General features: G+C 64.6%; 17 protein-coding genes. 14 read left to right on the top strand and 3 right to left on the bottom strand.

The genetic code is table 11. The features are described from left to right. The 4 genes from ACEN9O_RS16000 (at nucleotide 1) to ACEN9O_RS15985 (ending at nucleotide 2,544) form a co-directional block, all read left to right on the top strand. Complete coding sequence (locus ACEN9O_RS16000; RefSeq protein ID WP_495612867.1) at nucleotides 1-627, top strand: chemotaxis protein CheC; 627 nt, start codon at nucleotides 1-3, stop codon at nucleotides 625-627. Next, nucleotides 624-1,598, top strand: a complete 975-nt coding sequence (locus ACEN9O_RS15995; protein ID WP_495612866.1) for a GGDEF domain-containing protein — start codon at nucleotides 624-626, stop codon at nucleotides 1,596-1,598. Before ACEN9O_RS16000 ends, ACEN9O_RS15995 begins: the two co-directional genes overlap by 4 nt. Before the next feature lie 73 nt (nucleotides 1,599-1,671). Further along, nucleotides 1,672-2,079, top strand: a complete 408-nt coding sequence (locus tag ACEN9O_RS15990) for a DoxX family protein (RefSeq protein WP_495612865.1) — start codon at nucleotides 1,672-1,674, stop codon at nucleotides 2,077-2,079. A 21-nt stretch (nucleotides 2,080-2,100) separates the two neighbouring features. Further along, nucleotides 2,101-2,544: a VOC family protein gene (locus ACEN9O_RS15985; RefSeq protein WP_495612864.1), complete on the top strand. Its 444-nt coding sequence runs from the start codon at nucleotides 2,101-2,103 to the stop codon at nucleotides 2,542-2,544. An 81-nt stretch (nucleotides 2,545-2,625) separates the two neighbouring features. Here ACEN9O_RS15985 and ACEN9O_RS15980 read toward each other — a convergent pair whose 3' ends face one another. Then, nucleotides 2,626-3,477 carry a DUF6597 domain-containing transcriptional factor gene (locus ACEN9O_RS15980; RefSeq protein WP_495612863.1) on the bottom strand — a complete coding sequence of 284 codons (852 nt, stop codon included), beginning with the start codon at nucleotides 3,475-3,477 and terminating at the stop codon, nucleotides 2,626-2,628. A 91-nt stretch (nucleotides 3,478-3,568) separates the two neighbouring features. On the opposite strand from ACEN9O_RS15980, the gene ACEN9O_RS15975 reads away from it, so the two are divergent. From ACEN9O_RS15975 to ACEN9O_RS15950, 6 genes are read left to right on the top strand one after another with little or no spacing between them, the layout of a single operon-like run. Beyond that, nucleotides 3,569-4,999 (top strand): cytochrome P450, encoded by a 1,431-nt coding sequence (locus ACEN9O_RS15975; RefSeq protein WP_495612862.1) that lies wholly within the window; start codon nucleotides 3,569-3,571, stop codon nucleotides 4,997-4,999. A 13-nt stretch (nucleotides 5,000-5,012) separates the two neighbouring features. After that, nucleotides 5,013-5,630, top strand: coding sequence for a hypothetical protein (locus tag ACEN9O_RS15970; protein ID WP_495612861.1), 618 nt, complete (start codon nucleotides 5,013-5,015; stop codon nucleotides 5,628-5,630). A gap of 53 nt (nucleotides 5,631-5,683) precedes the next feature. Beyond that, nucleotides 5,684-5,902 carry a DUF7661 family protein gene (locus tag ACEN9O_RS15965; protein ID WP_495612860.1) on the top strand — a complete coding sequence of 73 codons (219 nt, stop codon included), beginning with the start codon at nucleotides 5,684-5,686 and terminating at the stop codon, nucleotides 5,900-5,902. A 60-nt stretch (nucleotides 5,903-5,962) separates the two neighbouring features. After that, nucleotides 5,963-6,478, top strand: coding sequence for a hypothetical protein (locus ACEN9O_RS15960; protein ID WP_495612859.1), 516 nt, complete (start codon nucleotides 5,963-5,965; stop codon nucleotides 6,476-6,478). Between the two features lie 60 nt (nucleotides 6,479-6,538). Then, nucleotides 6,539-6,820: a BrnT family toxin gene (locus tag ACEN9O_RS15955; RefSeq protein ID WP_495612858.1), complete on the top strand. Its 282-nt coding sequence runs from the start codon at nucleotides 6,539-6,541 to the stop codon at nucleotides 6,818-6,820. After that, nucleotides 6,813-7,091: a BrnA antitoxin family protein gene (locus tag ACEN9O_RS15950; protein WP_495612857.1), complete on the top strand. Its 279-nt coding sequence runs from the start codon at nucleotides 6,813-6,815 to the stop codon at nucleotides 7,089-7,091. Before ACEN9O_RS15955 ends, ACEN9O_RS15950 begins: the two co-directional genes overlap by 8 nt. Nucleotides 7,092-7,274: 183 nt before the next feature. Here the strand turns inward: ACEN9O_RS15950 and eda are convergent, their stop codons facing one another. Together eda and edd are read right to left on the bottom strand one after the other, a co-directional pair. Beyond that, nucleotides 7,275-7,898 (bottom strand): bifunctional 4-hydroxy-2-oxoglutarate aldolase/2-dehydro-3-deoxy-phosphogluconate aldolase, encoded by a 624-nt coding sequence (gene eda / locus ACEN9O_RS15945; protein WP_495612856.1) that lies wholly within the window; start codon nucleotides 7,896-7,898, stop codon nucleotides 7,275-7,277. A 3-nt stretch (nucleotides 7,899-7,901) separates the two neighbouring features. After that, nucleotides 7,902-9,824: a phosphogluconate dehydratase gene (gene edd, locus ACEN9O_RS15940; protein WP_495612855.1), complete on the bottom strand. Its 1,923-nt coding sequence runs from the start codon at nucleotides 9,822-9,824 to the stop codon at nucleotides 7,902-7,904. Nucleotides 9,825-10,044: 220 nt separating this feature from the next. Here edd and pgi point away from each other — a divergent pair, with 220 nt between their 5' ends. From pgi to ACEN9O_RS15920, 4 genes are all read left to right on the top strand, one after another. Then, on the top strand, nucleotides 10,045-11,694 hold the full coding sequence (gene pgi, locus ACEN9O_RS15935) for a glucose-6-phosphate isomerase (protein ID WP_495612854.1): 1,650 nt from the start codon (nucleotides 10,045-10,047) through the stop codon (nucleotides 11,692-11,694). A 133-nt stretch (nucleotides 11,695-11,827) separates the two neighbouring features. Beyond that, a complete protein-coding gene (locus ACEN9O_RS15930) occupies nucleotides 11,828-12,724 on the top strand; it encodes an SMP-30/gluconolactonase/LRE family protein (RefSeq protein WP_495612853.1) in 897 nt (298 codons plus the stop codon). A 120-nt stretch (nucleotides 12,725-12,844) separates the two neighbouring features. Further along, a complete protein-coding gene (gene zwf / locus ACEN9O_RS15925) occupies nucleotides 12,845-14,317 on the top strand; it encodes a glucose-6-phosphate dehydrogenase (RefSeq protein ID WP_495612852.1) in 1,473 nt (490 codons plus the stop codon). Then, nucleotides 14,318-15,172 carry an SIS domain-containing protein gene (locus tag ACEN9O_RS15920; protein WP_495612851.1) on the top strand — a complete coding sequence of 285 codons (855 nt, stop codon included), beginning with the start codon at nucleotides 14,318-14,320 and terminating at the stop codon, nucleotides 15,170-15,172. Nucleotides 15,173-15,357: the final 185 nt, after the last annotated feature.

Raw genomic sequence — 15,357 nt, 5'->3', positions numbered from 1 at the left:
ATGTTTACCCTGTCCGAACTGGAAAACGACGCGCTGATCGAGATCTTCAACATCGGCGTCGGCCAGGCGGCGGCCTCGATGAGCGCCATCGTCAACGAGACGGTGCGCATGTCGGTGCCGTCGGTGAGCTTCATCAACCGCGCCGAGGCCGCACGCCTGCTCGACGGCAAGACCCACGAGGCCGAGGCCATCTGCGGCGTCAGCCAGCACTACGAGGGCGCGTTCGCGACCGAGGCCATCCTCATGTTCCCCGAGGATAAGAGCCTGGAGATCGTGCGCCTGATGGTGGGCGAGGCGGTGCCGCTCAAGGAGCTGACCGAGATGGAGCAGGAGGCCATGTGCGAGATCGGCAACATCATCCTCAACTCCTGCGTCGGCACGCTGGCCAACATCTTCCAGCGCGAGCTGCACGGCTCGCTGCCGCGTTACCACGTCGGCACCAGCGACGAGATCCTGATCGCCTCCGGCAGCCTGCCCGACACCGTGGTGCTGATGCTGCACATCGACTTCCTGCTGGAAAAGCACCAGATCCACGGCTACGTCGCCTTCGTGCTCGACGTCTCGGCGCTGCACGACCTCAAGGAGCAGATCAACCTCTACATCGCCCGCGCCATGGGCCAGGCATGATGAGCCCGTTGACCGAAGCGCACCGCCTGCACCTGCTGCACAGCGTGCTGTGCGCGGTGAACCTGGGCGCCATCGTGCTCGACAACGAGCGCCGCATCGTGCTGTGGAATTCCTGGATGATCAAGCATTCCGGCCTGGGCCACGACAAGGTGATCGGCGCCGACTTCTTCACGGTCTGCCCCGGCCTGCGCGGCGGCCGGGTCGAGGCGGCGATCCAGCAGGCGCTGTACAACAACTTTCCCTCGCTGCTGTCGCAGACGCTCAACAAGGCGCCGTTCGCGCTGTACGCCAGCCCGGTGGCGGCCGCGCGCAACGAGCGCATCCAGCAGGCGGTGGAGGTGACGCCCATCGCGGTCGAAGGCGCGGCGCGCCACTGCCTGATCCAGATTAACGACGTCAGCATCGCCGTCGGACGGGAGAAGCTGCTGCGCGAGCAGGCCATGGTGCTGCGCTCGCAGACCTTTGCCGACGGCCTGACCGGCATCGCCAACCGCCGCCACTTCGACGTCGCCATGGAAAAAGAGCACCGGCGCGCCAAGCGCGGCGGCACGCCGCTGTCGCTGCTGATGATCGACATCGACCACTTCAAGGCCTACAACGACCACTACGGCCACCAGAAGGGCGACCAGTGCCTGATCCAGGTGGCGGCCGCGCTGGCGGCCATGCTCAAGCGCCCGTGCGACCTGATGGCGCGCTACGGCGGCGAGGAGTTCGCCATGATCCTGCCGGAGACCGACGTCGAGCAGGCCACCGTGATGGCCGAGGCGATCCGCGCCCGGGCCCAGGAGCTGGCCATCCCGCACGAGCGCAACGGCGGCGACACGCAGCAGATCACCATCAGCATCGGCATCGCCACGCAAAAGGTCGATGCGACGGTGGAGATCGAGGCGCTGATCGGCGCCGCCGACCGCGCGCTCTACCTCGCCAAGCGCAACGGCCGCAACCGCACCGAAGCCTTGCTGCCGGGCTGATATCCAGCGCGGGCCGCTTGTGCTAGAGTGCCTCCGTGACAATGCAAAAACAATAACATTCCCGGAGAGCCTCATGAAAATCTTTGCACGCGCCAGCGCCGGCACCGACCTGCTGCGCCTGGTTTTATGCGCCATTTTGTTCACCCACGGCGCCTACCGCTTCTACGAGGGCAGCAGCCCCATCCTGGGCCAGATCCTCGAAGAAGAAGGCTTCCCGGCCGGCAGCGGCACCGTGCTGGCCTACGCGGTCAACCTGGTCGAGACGCTGGGCTCGGCGCTGTTGGCGCTGCGTTTATTTACCTTGCCGGTGTGCGCCGCGCTGACTATCATCTACACCACCGGCATCATCCTGTTCCACCGCCACAACGGCTTCTTCGTGGTCGGGCCGGGCACCGGCGGCTGGGAGTACAGCGCGCTGCTGATCACCTGCCTGCTGACCACCGCCTGGGAAGAGCTGAAGCTGAAAATCCCTGTACGATAAATCCACACCGAGGACCAACTTATGACGCAGCTGGCGCCCAACCGCTCGATCCAGGATGTGATGGTGATCCCGGTGTTGCATTACCAGGATGTGGCGGTGGCGGCGCAATGGCTGTGCGAGGCGTTCGGCTTCAGCGAGCGGCTGCGCATCGGCGACCACCGCATCCAGCTCGACATCGCCGGCGGCGCCGGCGCCGTGGTGGTGGCGCAGCGGCCGGCGCCGGCGCCGCCCTGCCCGCACCCGTGCCACTCGATCATGGTGCGCATCACCGACATCGACCAGCACTACAAGCGCGCGCTGGCCGCCAGGGCGCGCTCGCTGAGTCCTCCGACCGGCTATCCCTTCGGCGAGCGCCAGTATTCGGTGGCCGATCCCGGCGGGCATGTGTGGACCTTCACGCAAACCATCGCCGACGTCGACCCGGCCGCCTGGGGCGGCACCCTCATAGGCGGGGGTCAAGTCTGACATTCGGACACGGCCTCTGCCGTAGCGGTCGCTACGGCAGAGGCCGTGTCCGAATGTCAGACTTGACCCCCGCAGTTTGGTTTAGGTCCAGATGCGGTAGATCCAGTAGCTTTCGTCTTCGGATTTCAGCATGCGCGCCAGCTCGTGCGGGCTGTGGCCGGTGATCTCGCGCGCTTCGCGGCAGAAGTGGGCCTGGTCGGAATAGCCGCCGCGCGCGGCCACGTCGGACCATACCACCCGCCCGGCCAGGAACTCGTCGCGGGCGTCGAAGAACGATTGCTCGGCGCGCTGCAAACGCAGCAGCTTGCGCATCGGCTGGCCGGCGCGCGCCTTGATGTGGCGCTCGATGCTGCGCACGCCGCGCCCCAGCGCGGTATCGGCCACCTGCCACGCCAGGTGGCGCACCCAGTCGCCCGCCGTCGCGCCGGGACCGCCGGGACGCGCGGCCTGCCAGCGCGGCGCCAGGAACGATTCCAGCACCGCCAGCCGCGCCGCGTCGTCGGCCGCGGCCAGCAACTCGCCGGACATCGCCTGCCACTCTGGCCCCAGCACACGGTCGACCGCGTCCCAGCGGTTGACCCAGGCCGGCACATCCAGGCCGCTCAACGCGTGCATGGCCTGCGGATAGAAACACACCATCAGCATCCGCACCGGCCCCGGATTGTAGGTGGCCATGGGCCGCGTCTGCGGGCCGACGAACACGGCGCGGATCGAGGTCTTCGGCATCCCCGGCGGCTGCACCACCTCGGCCTCGCCCTCGATGAACCAGGTGATCGAGCAATGCGGCGTGGCGGGGAAGTGATTGAAGCGGTCGGCCGGATCGGTCAGCGGCCGCTCCACCGTGCTGCGCGTGACGCAGGCGCGCACGCAGGAGGCCAGCGCGAAAGGCGGCACGATCAAACGCGTCAGGGATGGTTGGTCGGTGTTGGACATTTGCAAAGTTTATACCAAAGCTGTCGCAAACGTTCAATACGGGCCGGCGGCGGCGCGGCATAGTGAGGCATCGTCACTCAAGGAAGCCGAAATGGAACATGCCATCACCGCCGCCCCCATCCTGCGCACCGTCGAGAACCTGCCGGGACCTCGCCCCTGGCCGCTGCTGGGCAACCTGCCGAACATGCGGCTCGATAGCATCCATCGCGATGTCGAGGAATGGAGCAAGCAGTATGGCCCCGTGTTCAAGATCAGCATAGGCAACGTGCCGATGGTGGTGCTGGCCGGGCATGAACTGGTCAACGCCGTGCTGCGCGACCGCCCGGATGGCTTCCGCCGCCCTTCCATCACGGCCGAGGTGTCGAATGAAATGGGCGGCCGTCCCGGCCTGTTCCTGGCCGAAGGCGCGGCGTGGCGCAACGAGCGCCGCATGGTGATGACCGCGCTGGCGCCCCACGCGGTGAAGGCCTACTTCCCTTCGCTGGTGAAGGTCGGCCTGCGGCTGCAGCAGCGCTGGCGCCAGGCCGCGCGCGACGGCAGCGCCATCGACCTGACCGAGGACCTGAAGCGCTTCAGCGTCGACGTGATCGCCGGCCTGGCCTTCGGCACCGACGTCAACACCATCGACGGCGGCGAGGATGTGATCCAGCGCCATATGGACGCGATCCTGCCCGAGGTGTCGCGCCGCTCGTTTGCGCTGTTCCCGTACTGGCGCTACGTGAAGCTGCCGCGCGACCGCCGCCTGGACGAGAGTGTGCGGCAGCTGGACAAGGCGGTCGATCAACTGATCGGCACCGCGCGCGCGCGCCTGGCCGCCGAGCCGCACCGGCGCGAGCATCCCGCCAACCTGCTGGAGGCGATGATCTGCGCGGCCGACGAAGGCGACAGCGGCGTCAATGACATCACCGTGGCGGGCAACGTCACCACGCTGCTGCTGGCCGGCGAGGACACCACCAGCAATACGCTGGCCTGGATGCTGTACCTGCTGCAAAAGAACCCGGCCGCGCTGCGCAAGGCGCGCGAGGAAGTGCAGCGCGTCGCGCCCGACACGGCGGCGTTCACCATCGAGCAGATGGATGCGCTGGACTATCTGGACGCCTGCGCCCAGGAAGCCATGCGTTTGAAACCGGTGGCGCCCTTCCTGCCGCTGGAGGCCTTGCGCGACAGCGTGATCGGCGATGTGCAGATCCCCAAGGGCGGCATGGTGTGGTGCGTGATGCGTCACGACAGCGTCAGCGAGAGCCACGTCCCGCAGGCCAGTCAGTTCGATCCCGAACGCTGGCTGCAGAAAGGCGACGGCGCGATGAACAAGCATGTGTCGATGCCGTTCGGCGCCGGCGTGCGCACCTGCCCTGGGCGCTATCTGGCCCTGCTGGAAATCAAACTGGCCGGCGCCATGCTGCTCAACAGCTTCGACATCGCCTCGCTCGACACGGTGGATGGCAGGGAGCCGGACGAGTTGATGGCCTTTACGATGTCGCCGGTGGGCCTGCGCATGCGGCTGCGCGACCGCGCGGCATAAGGCATAAGCCGACATGCTGCACAGGATCCATCGCGCAGGCGCCTGCGTGCTCGGCGCTTTTTTGACGCTGCATCTGTTCAATCACCTGCTGGCGACAGTCAGCCCGCAGGCGCACATCCACTTCATGGAGGCGTTCCGTACGGTGTACCGCAACCGGGTGGTCGAAGTCATCCTGCTGCTGTGCGCCGCCAGCCAGGTCGCCAGCGGATTGACCTTCGTGCGCCGGCGCTGGCGCGACCGGCATGAAGGACTCGACCTGTTGCAGCTTGGTTCAGGACTGTATCTGGCGTTCTTCCTGCTGGTGCATGTGGGCGCGGTGCTGGCCGGACGCATGCGGTTCGGGCTCGATACGAACTTCTACTATGCCGCCGCCGGCATGCACGTGCTGCCGTATCGCTACTTCTTCATGCCCTACTACTTCTTCGCCGTGCTGGCGATCACGGTCCATCTGGCGCGGGCGCTGCACTGGCTGGCGCATGATCGCCTGAGCGCGCGGGCGATGCGCGCGGCCAAGGTGCTGCTGGTGGTCTCCGGCTTCACGGCCGCCACGCTGATCGTCGCGGCCTTCTCCGGCGCCCTATACGACGTAACGGTGCCGGCGAAATATCTTGCCACGTTCCGGCCTGCCTGAACTTCGTGTAGAGTTTCCATCTTCAGACGAGGCAGTACCACTCAGGAGTGCGCATGAAAGAATTCAGGTTTAACATTTTCGGTGCCTTTATCGCCATCACTGGCTCAGGCGGAGACTGGCGGGCCTTTTACCTTGGGGCCGATGGGAAGCGCAGGCCGGCGGACTTTGTCGTGCCCGGTGACGTCGCTGAAGACGAGCTGTGTGAATATCTGGCGGACTTGTATCACGAGAATGCCACGCCTCGAAACTGCAAAGCAGTGCAATTAAGCTGAGTCGGGTGAGTGAGCGTATATACTTCGGCGCTGAAGCTCAGTCACCAATCAAGGATGTATATGAAGATGCTGTCTCGCGTTGACGCGAACGTCGCTGCCGAAATCCACCGGCAGTTTCCGCAATTGAAGCAAATCAGGGAGCTGGACTCGGACGGCGGCATGGAGCGCCTGGCGGTCTCCGTGTTCGACCACTGGCTCGACGACGAGAGCGAATGGCATCTGCTGGACTGTTTCGAAGGCCAGGAACGCGTACAGCGCAACAAGAAGTTCGAGCAGCACTGGGCGGCGTTGTTCGACCTGACGCCGGTCTACACGCTGCGCTACCGCGGCCGCTGGCCGGCCAAGGCCAAGGTGGTACTGAAGCGCTACACCGACCGCGAAGGCTTCCTGCGCCAGTCACGCTTCAACGACTACGGCGTGCCGTCGCAATTCGTCATCCTGCCGGAACTAGGCTGCATCTACGCGGCCGGTTGGGACGACACCAATATCCTGTATTTCAAAAACAAGGACCAAGCCGCGCCGGTGCTGGAACTCGCCGTCAAAGCGGGACTATTCTGCCTGAATCCCAACCGCTGATAACTCTAGAACTGTGCAACGTCAAGGCGCACGCTTCGCTTGACGTTATATGTATAGGATATGCATAATCCCTATACAGATGTCGAATTCGATCCAGCCAAGGCAAGAGCAAATCTGAACAAGCACAAGGTTAGCTTTTCCCAGGCGGAAGAAGCGCTGAACGATCCAATGGCCGTCACGATTCAAGATAACGACTCATTGGATGAGCAGCGCTTTGTCACGCTGGGCGCTGACTCTAGCGCAAGAATTTTGGTCGTCGTCCATACCCCTCGTGGAGATCGCACCCGGCTGATTTCTGCGCGCAAGGCCAGCAAAGGCGAGGCGGAGCAATATCATGCGTAAAGAATATGATTTCAGCAAGGGAAAGCGCGGCGCCGTTATCGCGGCAACAGGAAAAACGCGCATTACCATCATGCTTGATGACGATGTCATCCAACATTTTCGAGATTTGGCCGAAGCGCAAGGTACCGGCTATCAAACCATGATCAACACCGCGCTACGGAGCGCAATGAATCCACCTGCCGAACCTGGAAAGCCGATTACGGCGGCGGCTCTCAGAAAGGTCATCCGCGAAGAACTTTCGATGCTTCGGAAAAATGAGAAACCCGCCTGATCTGCCATAAAAAAAGACGCCAGCGGCGTAATGCCGTTCAGTTAAGCCTGAATAGCTTATTGTCATTCCCGCGAAAGCGGGAATCCATACGGCGCCTGCAGGACAAAATCAGCATGGATTCCCGCCTTCGCGGGAATGACGACGCTTGACTGAACGGCATTCGCCAGCGGCGTCTTTTTTCTATCAGCGCAGGCCGCTGGCCGCCTTGGCCAGGTCCGTGATGCGTTGCCAGTCGCCGGCCGCGATGGCGTCTTTCGGCGTCAGCCACGAGCCACCTACGCAAGCCACATTCTTCAGCGCCAGGAACTGCGACGCGGTCTCCTGCGAGATGCCGCCGGTCGGGCAGAACATCACGTCCGGCAGCGGACCGCCAATCGCGTTCAGCATGCCGATGCCGCCGGCCGGCACCGCCGGGAACAACTTCAACTGACGGAAGCCATGCTCGCGCGCCGCCATCACTTCCGACGGCGTCATCACGCCCGGCAGCAGCGGCAGGCCGCTGCTCTTGGCGGCGGCGATCAGCGCCTGCGTCAAGCCCGGCGACACGCCGAACACCGCGCCCGCATCGCGCGCTGCGACAAATTCCTCCGGCTGCGTCAAGGTGCCGACGCCGACGATGGCGCCTTCCACTTCCGACATGGCCTTGATCGCGCCCAGGCCGTGCTTGGTGCGCAGCGTTACTTCCAGCACGCGGATGCCGCCGGCCACCAGCGCGCGCGCCAGCGGTACTGCATGTTCAGGTTCGTCAATCGCGATCACAGGGATCACGGCCGAGGTACGCATAATGTCGAGCAGAGTCATGGTCATGATTTACGCTTCTTTCTTCATCGAGAAATCTTCATCGGAACCTGGCACGGTATTGCCGACCGGGTCTTTGGCATGCAGGCCTACCGTGGTAGGAATCGGCGACGGCAGCGGGAACGTGGTCGCGCCCTTCTCCGCTTCGCACACGCTGTTGCGGAACATGGCGAACAGCTCACGGCCCATGCCCACGCCGTTCGGCGTCAGGTCGGCCGTGGCCAGCGAGCGCGAATGCCACACGCTCGATTCGACCAGCGCTTCCAGCGTGCCGGTCCTGGCGCAGACGCGGATGATGTCGCCATCGCGCACCAGGCCCAGCGGACCGCCGGCCAGGATCTCAGGCGACACGTGGATCGCCGCGGGCACCTTGCCCGACGCGCCCGACATGCGGCCGTCGGTGACCAGCGCCACGTGGCGGCCGGCGTCCTGCAGGTTGGCCAGCGCTGGCGTCAGCGCGTGCAGTTCCGGCATGCCGTTGGCGCGCGGGCCCTGGAAGCGCAGCACGGCGACGAAGTCGCGATCGAGCTGGCCGGCCTTGTAGGCGTCCATGAAGTCTTCCTGCGAATTGAAGGTCAACGCGGGCGCTTCCACCGTCTGGTGCTCCGGCTTGACGGCCGACACCTTCATCACGGCGCGGCCCAGGTTGCCCTGTACCAGCACGGTGCCGCCGTCCGGCGAGAACGGCGCGGTGATCTTGCGCAGCACCGCCTCGTCGCCCGACTCGGCCGGCGCGTCCTTCCAGACCACGCCCTTGCCGCCCTCGCCCAGGAATGGCTCGGTGCAGTGCGCGCGCAGGCCCTTGCCCAGGATGGTGGTGACGTCGTCGTGCAGCAGGCCACCATCGAGCAGTTCGCGGATGACGAAGCCAGTGCCGCCGGCGGCGTGGAAGTGGTTCACGTCGGCGTTGCCGTTCGGGTAGATGCGCGTCAGCAGCGGCACCACTTTCGACAGCTCGTCGAAGTCGTTCCAGTCGATGACGATGCCGGCCGCCTTGGCGATGGCCACCAGGTGCAGCGTGTGGTTGGTCGAGCCGCCCGTGGTCAGCAGCGCGACGATGGCGTTGACGATGGACTTCTCATCGACCACGTGGCCGACCGGCAGGTATTCCTTCGATTGCGCGGTGATGACGGCGGCGCGCTTGGCGGCAGCCTTGGTCAGTTCGTCGCGCAGCGGGGTGTTCGGGGTGATGAAGGCGGCGCCCGGCAAGTGCAGGCCCATCACCTCCATCAGCATCTGGTTGCTGTTGGCGGTGCCGTAGAAGGTGCAGGTGCCGGCGCTGTGGTAGGACTGCGATTCGCCTTCCAGCAGTTCGGCGCGGCCGACCTTGCCCTGAGCGTACAGCTGGCGGATCTTGGCTTTCTCGGAGTTCGACAGGCCGGTGGTCATCGGGCCGGCCGGCACGAACACCGCAGGCAGGTGGCCAAAGTGCAGCGCGCCGATCAGCAGGCCCGGTACAATCTTGTCGCACACGCCCAGATAGACGGCGGAGTCGAACATATTGTGCGACAGTGCGATGGCGGTCGACATGGCGATGGCGTCGCGCGAGAACAGCGACAATTCCATGCCCGGCTGGCCCTGGGTGACGCCGTCGCACATGGCGGGCGTGCCGCCGGCGTATTGGGCGACTGCGCCGACTTCGCGCACCGCATCCTTGATCAGCGCCGGGAAGCCTTCGAACGGCTGGTGGGCCGACAGCATGTCGTTGTAGGCCGAGACGATCGCCACCGACGGCTTCTTGAGTTCCTTCAGCGCCAGCTTGTCGTTGGCGGGGAAGGCGGCAAAGCCATGGGCCAGGTTGGTGCAGGCCAGCGCGCCGCGCTGCACGCCTTTGACGCGGGCGGCTTCAAGATGGGCCAGATAAGCGCCGCGCGATGGTTTGCTGCGCTGGATAATGCGTGCGGTGACGGTTTCTAGGACTGGATGCAACGCCATGATCGTTCCTTATGAATGAATTCCGTGAAATTTTACTACAAAATTTCGAATTCAGCCTACTTTTCTTATATCGATGCGTTGCCGGTCGGATCAAAATAACATCCCGCACCTGGGAGCAACGCCCTTCGCGATATAGTTTTCAAGGAACCGTAGTGAATTTACCGGATTTTCCTGTATCATTCACGCATCCCTCCCTCAGACTTAACGACGCCACTCAATTATGCGCCAGCCAGCACTGACCTCCACTTCCAGCTTCCTAGCCCTCGAATCCCATGCCGCCGACGCGAAATACTGGCAATTGCGAGAACTGTTCGCCGCCGACGCCCAGCGCTTCCCCAAACTGACGGTGGACGCGGCCGGCCTGTTCCTCGATTATTCGAAGAACCGCCTGAACGCCAAGACCATCGGCCTGCTGCTGGACCTGGCGCGCGAACGCGGCGTGGAGCACCAGCGCGACGCCATGCTGGGTGGTGAGAAGATCAATCTTACCGAACATCGCGCCGTGCTGCACACGGCACTGCGTATGCCGCGCGGCAAGGCACTGACGGTCGACGGCCAGGACATCGCGCACGACGTGCACGCGGTGCTGGACCACATCAAGGATTTCACCGACCGCGTGCGCAGCGGCACCTGGCTGGGCCACACCGGCAAGCCGATCACCGACGTCGTCAACATCGGCATCGGCGGTTCGGACCTGGGACCGAAGATGGCCGTGCTGGCATTGCGCTCGTATTCGCACCCACGCCTGAAGATGCACTTCGTCTCCAACGTCGACGGCCATGACATGGACGCCGCGCTGGCGCAGGTCAATCCCGAGACCACGCTGTTCATCATCGCCTCCAAGACCTTCGTCACCGCCGAGACCATGCTCAACGCCGGCACCGCCCGCAGCTGGTTCCTGCAAACGGCCAAGGAAGAAGACCTGGCGCGCCACTTCGTCGCCGTCTCCACCAACACCGACGCGGTGAAGGCCTTCGGCATCGATCCGGCCAATATGTTCCCGTTCTGGGACTGGGTCGGCGGCCGTTATTCGGTGTGGTCGGCGATCGGCCTGGCGGTGGCGCTGGCGGTGGGCTTCGGCTACTTCAGCGATTTCCTGGGCGGCGCGCACGCGATGGACGAACACTTCCGCGAGGCGCCGCTGGAGCAGAACATGCCGGTGCTGCTGGCGATGGTCGGCTTCTGGAACCGTCAGTTCCTCAACGCCGGCTCGCTGTCGATCGCGCCGTACCACCAGGACCTGAGCCGCTTCCCGGCCTACCTGCAACAGCTGGACATGGAGAGCAACGGCAAGCGCGTCACGCGCGCCGGCGCAGAAGTCGACACGCCGACCTGCCCGGTGGTGTGGGGCGAGTGCGGCACCAATGCGCAACACGCCTACTTCCAGCTGCTGCACCAGGGCACCGACGTCACGCCGATCGACTTCATCGCCGCGCTGCGCGCCACGCACGACCTGGCGGGACATCACGATTCGCTGCTGGCCAACTGCTTCGCGCAATCGGAAGCCTTCATGACCGGCAAGACCGCCGCCGAAGTGCGCGCCGACCTGACCGCGCAAAAACTGAGCGAGGCCGAAATCGATGAGCTGGTGCCGCACAAGACCTTCCCCGGCAACCGCCCGTCCAACACCATCCTGATGGACCAGCTGACGCCGTCCACGCTGGGCGCGCTGATCGCGCTGTACGAGCACAAGACCTTTGTGCAGGGCGTGATCTGGGACGTCAACAGCTTCGACCAGTGGGGCGTGGAGCTGGGCAAGGTCCTCGCCAAGAACATCCACGCGGAGCTGACCGGCGACATCAAGCCGGAACGCCACGACAGCTCCACCAATGGCCTGATCATCATGGCCAAGGCCGCGCAACACCTGTAACCGCACCGCCGTCATTCCCGCGCAGGCGGGAATCCATGCTGAGCATCCCGGCCAGCGCACTATGGAGGGAATTCATACAGTGCATGGATTCCCGCCTACGCGGGAATGACGGATCTACTGATAGAGCTGGAATATGAGCACACCAAACATCGAAGTAGCCTACGACGCCGTCATGCAAACCGGCGAGTGCCCGCTGTGGCACGCGCAGGAGCAGGCGCTGTACTGGGTCGACATCCCCGCCTTCACCGTGCATCGCCTCGACCCCGCCAGCGGCGCGCACCGTTCGTGGAAGCTCTCCAGCGAGCCAGCCACCCTGGCCGTCAGCGACCAGGGCGGCCTGGTGGTCGCCATGCGCAGCGGCTTCGCGCACCTGGACACCAGCAGCGATGAAGTGCGCCTGACCGAGATCGCCGCCGCCCCCTACGACACCGCCATCACCCGCTTCAACGATGGCCACGTCGACGGCGCCGGGCGCTTCTGGGTCGGCACCATCTACGAGCCGCGCGACAAGCCGGCCGCCGAGATGTTCGTGCTGGAGAAAGGCGCGATCCGCAAGGCCTGGTCGGGCGGCATGACCAACTCGAATGGCCTGGGCTTCAGCCCGGACTACAGCACCATGTACCACGCCGACACCAGCGCCCACCGCGTCACGAAGCTGGATTTCGACGTCGCCACCGGACTCGTGTCCAACCAGCGCCTGCTGCACCAGTTCTCGATGGACAAGGAGCACAACTACGGCGGCCGCCCCGACGGCGCCGCGGTCGACAGCGAGGGCAATTACTGGGTCGCCATGTTCGAAGGCGCGCGCCTGGTCAAGCTCTCGCCCACCGGCGAGTTGATCGGCGAGATCGCGCTGCCGGTGCGCTGCCCCACCATGATGGCCTTCGGCGGCGCCGACCTGCGCACTCTGTACATCACCAGCGCGGGCGCGCGTCCGGCGCCGGAACTGGCGCAGTTCCCGCTCAGCGGCAAGCTGTTGTCGCTGCGCATGGATGTGGCCGGCCGCACGGAGCCGGCGTATATCGAATAAACTATATGCTGCAATCGCAGCATATGTAGTAAATTTTCTTGCAAAACGACAAATCGTGTAGTAAATTTACAGTCACGACTAGTAATCCCTCTTTCAGCACTCTACATACTGCGAATAATTATGGCTCTTACCGATTTTGACCTGGTTCTGTTTGGCGGCAGCGGCGATCTGGCGATGCGCAAATTGCTGCCCGCGATGTACGCCCGCGACGTCGCCAATGACTTGCCCGCCACCGCCCGCATCATCTGTGTCGGCCGCGCCGACGCCAGCCAGCAGGACTTCCTGCACACGGTAGAGACCACGTCCAAACCGCACATCAAGTCGCCGGCCGTGACGCCGGCCGCCTGGGCCAAGTTCGCCGCCCGCATCGTCTACGTGTCGCTCAACGCCACCGACTCCGACAGCTACAAGTCGCTGGTCGAGGCGCTGCGCAAGGACGACGCCATCACCAAGGTCTACTACCTGGCGACGCCGCCGGCGATCTTCTCGCAGATCTGCGAGAACCTCAAGGCCAACGGCCTGGTGACCAAGAACTCGCGCGTGGTGCTGGAAAAACCGCTGGGCCGCGACCTGGCCTCGGCCAAGCAGATCAACGCCGAAGTGGGCCAGGTCTTCGAGGAATCGCAGATCTACCGTATCGACCACTACCTGGGCAAGGAGACCGTGCAGAACCTGCTGGCCCTGCGCTTCGGTAACATCCTGTTCGAGCCGCTGTGGCGCCGCGAGTGGATCTCCGACGTGCAGATCACCATCGCCGAGAAGCTGGGCGTGGGCAACCGCATGGGCTACTACGACACCTCGGGCGCGCTGCGCGACATGCTGCAGAACCACCTGCTGCAGCTGCTGTGCATCGTCGCCATGGAGCCGCCGACCTCGATCGCGCCGGACGCCGTGCGCGACGCCAAGCTGCAGGTGCTGCGCTCGCTGAAAAAATTCACGCCGACCACGCTGGCGCAGAACATCGTGCGCGGCCAGTACCGCGCCGGCCACGTGGACGGCAAGGCCGTGCCGAGCTACCGCGACGAGCCGGATGCGCCGGAACATTCGCGCACCGAGACCTTCGTGGCGATGAAGGCGGAAATCGATACCTGGCGCTGGGCCGGCGTGCCGTTCTACCTGCGCACCGGCAAGCGCATGGCCGACGGCCTGGCCGAGATCGTGGTGCGCTTCAAGCAGATCCCGCATTCGATCTTCGCGCAGCCGACCAACAGCTTCCAGCCCAATTCGCTGGTGATCCGCCTGCAGCCGGACGAAGGCCTGCGCATGAACCTGATGGCCAAGACGCCGGGCGACGGCATGCGCTTGAAGCAAGCCGAGCTGGAGCTGGACTTCCGCGAATCGTTCAAATCGCCGCGCATGGACGCCTACGAGCGCCTGCTGCTCGACGTGCTGCGCGGCCAGCTGACGCTGTTCATGCGCGGCGACGAACTGGAAGCGGCGTGGGAATGGGTCGAGCCTATCCTGAACAACTGGGAAGCCGACGACAGCTTCCCGATTCCCTACGCCTCCGGCACCTGGGGCCCGGCCGCCGCGTCGGCCCTGATCGGCCGCGATGGCCTGCAGTGGCGCGAAGAAGCGCTACCCGAGGACTAAATGCTGTTAGATTCCATCCGCACCCAACTCGACTCGCTCTCCAAATCGGAGCGCAAGGTCGCGCTGGCCGTGCTTGATCATCCGGGCCAGACGGTCAGCCAGAACATCACGGCGCTCGCCAAGAGCGCGCAGGTGTCCGAGCCGACCGTGGTGCGTTTTTGCCGCACGCTGGGCTACGACGGCTGGCACGAGTTCAAGCTCAAGCTGGCGCAAGGCCTGGCGCTGGCCTTGCCCGGCCTGAACGAGCAACCGACCCAGGACGACCTCGCGGCCGACCTGGTCAACAAGATCTGCAGCCGTTCGATCAACACCCTGCTGGACCTGCGCAACAACCTTGATCCGGAAGCGATCCAGCGGGCGCTGGACATCCTGTCCAAGGCCAACAAGATCGAGTTCTACGGCCAGGGCACGTCCGGCATCGTGGCGGCCGATGCGCAACACAAGTTCTTCCGCTCCGGCGTGCCGACGGTGGCCTATGCCGACCCGCACATCCACAGCATCGCCGCCGCCCTGCTGCGCACGGGCGACGCGGTGGTGGCCATTTCGCAGCGCGGCAACAGCCCGTCGCTGGTGCGCTCGATCAAGCTGGCGCGCCGCGGCGGCGCCGACGTCATTGTGCTGGCGCCGTCCGGCACGCCTCTGGCCGATCTGGCGACGGTGCTGATCCCGATCGACCTGATCTTCAACATCGATCCCTACACGCCGATCTCGGCGCGGCTGGCCTACCTGGTGGTGATCGACGTGCTGGCGGTCGGCCTGGCGCTGCAACGCGGGCCGGAGTTCCGCAAGAAAATGCAGAACGCCCAGAAGGCACTGCAGGAATTCGACCTGCAGTTCGACTCCTTCATCGGCTAAAAACACAACCCCGCATCCTGAAGCGATACGCTGGCCGCACCACTTAGGGGTCAGACCCCGCACGGGGTCTGACCCCGCTTGGCTGTGCGGGTTCCAGGCCGTCGCATTGCCTGAACGGCAAACTGGCCTTTATTGCGTGTCAATATAGAGACTATTGGATTTCGCATTCTTTAACAATCCTTCAT

It is taken from the genome of Duganella sp. Dugasp78 (genome assembly GCF_059491455.1).
Note: the sequence above shows the minus strand (reverse complement) of the source record. Positions and strands in the feature narration are given on the sequence as shown.

Excerpts from the sequence above, each read along its gene's own strand:
- ACEN9O_RS16000 (WP_495612867.1), top strand. The coding sequence starts at position 1 with ATGTTTACCCTGTCCGAACTGGAAAACGACGCGCTGATCGAGATCTTC.
- ACEN9O_RS15995 (WP_495612866.1), top strand. The coding sequence starts at position 624 with ATGATGAGCCCGTTGACCGAAGCGCACCGCCTGCACCTGCTGCACAGC.
- ACEN9O_RS15990 (WP_495612865.1), top strand. The coding sequence starts at position 1,672 with ATGAAAATCTTTGCACGCGCCAGCGCCGGCACCGACCTGCTGCGCCTG.
- ACEN9O_RS15985 (WP_495612864.1), top strand. The coding sequence starts at position 2,101 with ATGACGCAGCTGGCGCCCAACCGCTCGATCCAGGATGTGATGGTGATC.
- ACEN9O_RS15980 (WP_495612863.1), bottom strand. The coding sequence starts at position 3,477 with ATGTCCAACACCGACCAACCATCCCTGACGCGTTTGATCGTGCCGCCT.
- ACEN9O_RS15975 (WP_495612862.1), top strand. The coding sequence starts at position 3,569 with ATGGAACATGCCATCACCGCCGCCCCCATCCTGCGCACCGTCGAGAAC.
- ACEN9O_RS15970 (WP_495612861.1), top strand. The coding sequence starts at position 5,013 with ATGCTGCACAGGATCCATCGCGCAGGCGCCTGCGTGCTCGGCGCTTTT.
- ACEN9O_RS15965 (WP_495612860.1), top strand. The coding sequence starts at position 5,684 with ATGAAAGAATTCAGGTTTAACATTTTCGGTGCCTTTATCGCCATCACT.
- ACEN9O_RS15960 (WP_495612859.1), top strand. The coding sequence starts at position 5,963 with ATGAAGATGCTGTCTCGCGTTGACGCGAACGTCGCTGCCGAAATCCAC.
- ACEN9O_RS15955 (WP_495612858.1), top strand. The coding sequence starts at position 6,539 with ATGCATAATCCCTATACAGATGTCGAATTCGATCCAGCCAAGGCAAGA.
- ACEN9O_RS15950 (WP_495612857.1), top strand. The coding sequence starts at position 6,813 with ATGCGTAAAGAATATGATTTCAGCAAGGGAAAGCGCGGCGCCGTTATC.
- eda (WP_495612856.1), bottom strand. The coding sequence starts at position 7,898 with ATGACCATGACTCTGCTCGACATTATGCGTACCTCGGCCGTGATCCCT.
- edd (WP_495612855.1), bottom strand. The coding sequence starts at position 9,824 with ATGGCGTTGCATCCAGTCCTAGAAACCGTCACCGCACGCATTATCCAG.
- pgi (WP_495612854.1), top strand. The coding sequence starts at position 10,045 with ATGCGCCAGCCAGCACTGACCTCCACTTCCAGCTTCCTAGCCCTCGAA.
- ACEN9O_RS15930 (WP_495612853.1), top strand. The coding sequence starts at position 11,828 with ATGAGCACACCAAACATCGAAGTAGCCTACGACGCCGTCATGCAAACC.
- zwf (WP_495612852.1), top strand. The coding sequence starts at position 12,845 with ATGGCTCTTACCGATTTTGACCTGGTTCTGTTTGGCGGCAGCGGCGAT.
- ACEN9O_RS15920 (WP_495612851.1), top strand. The coding sequence starts at position 14,318 with ATGCTGTTAGATTCCATCCGCACCCAACTCGACTCGCTCTCCAAATCG.